The sequence below is a fragment of the Trebonia sp. genome (assembly GCF_049794275.1).
GTDB lineage: Bacteria > Actinomycetota > Actinomycetes > Streptosporangiales > Streptosporangiaceae > Trebonia.
In genome coordinates, this window is record NZ_JBARCR010001244.1 from 1 (window position 1) to 1849 (window position 1849).

Genomic DNA, 1849 nt, shown 5'->3' on the forward strand with positions numbered 1-1849 from the left:
GGTTACGTCTCCGCCCCCGTGATCGGGCGGCCGAACGCGGCCGCCGCGGGCGCGCTCACGATCCTGGCCGCGGGCGCGCCCGAGGCGGTCGAGGCATCGATGCCGATGCTGGAGGTCATGGGCCGCCGGGTCTGGCAGTACGGCAGCTCCGCGTCGGCGGCGAACGTGGCCAAGATCGCGGTGAACTTCCTCATCGCCCACGCGCTGCAAGCGCTCGCGGAGTCGATCACGCTGCTCGAGCGGTACGGCCTGGACACCGGCCAGTTCGTCGAGATGATCAACGACAGCATCTTCCCCGGCGTGATCTACGGCGGCTACGGCGACGCGATCGCGCGCGGCAGCTACACGCCGCCAGGGTTCACCACGGTTCTCGGCCTGAAGGACGTGATGCTCGCCGTCCAGGCCGCCGCCGACGCCGGCGTCGACCTGCCCACCGGCCCGCTGCTGCGGGAGATCTTCGAGACCTCGATCGCGGAGCTCGGCGAGGACCTGGACTGGGCGGCGATCGCGGAGATCACGCGCGGCCGCGTGGTACCCGGCACCCCCTAGTACTTCGAGCGCGGCCCGGCCGCGAAGTAGTGCCCCTCCTTGAGGTCGGCGATCAGCCCGGGATGCGTCGGCTGCCACCCCGTGCGCTGCCGCGTCAGCTCGGTTGACGTCGGGTTGTCGAGCTGGACGAAGGAGCCGAGGAAGCCGAAGTGCCCGTCCGCCTCGTCTGCGGAGATGCTCGCCGCGGGGATGCCGAGCTGCCCGCCGATGGCGCCGGCGATCTCCACGAAGGGGATACCAGGATCGCCGGCGGCGTGCAGCACCGACCCCGCGGGCGCCTTCTCCAGCGCTAGCAGGAACAGCCGCGCCGCGTCGAGCCGGTGCACCGCCGGCCAGCGGTTGGCGCCGTCGCCGACGTAGGCCGCGACGCCCTTGTCGCGGGCGATGTCGATGAGGCGCGGGACGAAGCCGCGGTCACCGTCGCCGTGCACGGTCGGCGACAGGCGGACGATGGAGGTGCGCACCCCGCGTTCCGGCATGGCGAGCACCGCGAGCTCCGACCCGACTCGCGGGGCGGTGGCCAGTTCCGGGCCGGCCACGATGTCCTCGGTGCCGAGCCGCCCCGGCGCGATCATCGCGAGCATGAGCGTCCCCGACGTGATCACGAAGGGCTTGCCGGATCCGGCCAGGACGTCGCCCATCGCCTGGACGGCGTTCAGGTCGGCCGCGCCCGCCGCGGCGAAGTCGCCGAAGTCATGCTTGAAGGCCAGGTGGATGACCCCGTCCGCGTCGGCCGCGCCCGCGCGGAGGCTGTCGATGTCGTCGAGGGAGCCGCGGCGCACCCGCGCTCCCGCCGCGGTCAGGGCGCCGGCCGAGGCGTCGGACCTGGCGAGGCCGGTGACCTCGTGCCCGGCCTCGATGAGCTCGGGAACGACGGCGGACCCGACCCAGCCGGACGCTCCGGTAACGAAGACGCGCATGTGCCCAACCTTCCGTGTGAAGATCTGATGTCAGTCGCTGTCGTCAGCTTAGCACCTGATGTCAGCTTCTGTCATCACCGCTGATCTTCAGCCGCCCCCGCGCTTCCGCCGGGCGGAGGTGGGGAGAAACTGGGGCATGACCGTCACCACGCCCCCCACCCTCCGCCAGCTGGTCACGCGGTCCGACGATCACCCCGCCCTGGTGGTCCCCGAGTCCGGAGCATCGCTTTCTTACGCCGCGCTGCAACGCGCGCTCGACCGGGCTGCCGGGCGGCTGGCCGCGCTCGGCGTGCGGGAAGGCGACCGAGTCGCGCTGGTCGCGGCCAACGGCCCGGCGCTAGTCATCGCCTTCCTCGCAGTCGCCGCCCGCGGTGCGGCGG

General features: G+C 72.6%; 3 protein-coding genes. 2 read left to right on the top strand and 1 reads right to left on the bottom strand.

The annotated features are described in order from the left end of the window. A partial coding sequence (locus WA805_RS30425) for an NAD(P)-dependent oxidoreductase (RefSeq protein WP_425244048.1) occupies positions 1–549 on the top strand: 549 nt, incomplete at its 5' end. Here the strand turns inward: WA805_RS30425 and WA805_RS30430 are convergent. Continuing rightward, positions 546–1469 carry an SDR family oxidoreductase gene (locus WA805_RS30430; RefSeq protein WP_422275538.1) on the bottom strand — a complete coding sequence of 308 codons (924 nt, stop codon included), beginning with the start codon at positions 1467–1469 and terminating at the stop codon, positions 546–548. The two genes, WA805_RS30425 and WA805_RS30430, sit on opposite strands and share 4 nt — an antisense overlap. A 136-nt stretch (positions 1470–1605) precedes the next feature. On the opposite strand from WA805_RS30430, the gene WA805_RS30435 reads away from it, so the two are divergent. Further along, the coding region (locus WA805_RS30435; protein WP_425244049.1) for an AMP-binding protein at positions 1606–1849 on the top strand (244 nt) is incomplete at its 3' end.